Source organism: Paraburkholderia sp. BCC1886, assembly GCF_900996245.1.
Lineage (GTDB): Bacteria > Pseudomonadota > Gammaproteobacteria > Burkholderiales > Burkholderiaceae > Paraburkholderia.
Genome location: NZ_CAAJGK010000023.1, coordinates 1 through 267 on the forward strand (window position 1 = coordinate 1; position 267 = coordinate 267).

The window sequence follows — 267 nt, forward strand, 5'->3', positions numbered from 1 at the left end:
AATGCACAGTCCTCTGCCGCTTTTTCGCAGAACACTACGCATTGAAGATTGGTGGAGGATGACGGGATCGAACCGACGACCCCCTGCTTGCAAAGCAGGTGCTCTCCCAGCTGAGCTAATCCCCCCGGTCATACCGTACACATGAATGCTGTACCCGCATAAAGATTGAAAGGGTCATCACCCGGCCAGAACCACCACAGACACGGATGGTGGGTCTGGATGGATTCGAACCATCGACCCCCGCCTTATCAAGACGGTGCTCTAACC

At 55.1% G+C, this 267-nt stretch carries 1 tRNA gene; it reads right to left on the bottom strand.

The features are described 5' to 3' along the window. Positions 1–49: 49 nt before the first annotated feature. Positions 50–125: transfer RNA gene (locus tag FQ746_RS02740), tRNA-Ala, on the bottom strand. Positions 126–267 lie beyond the last annotated feature (142 nt).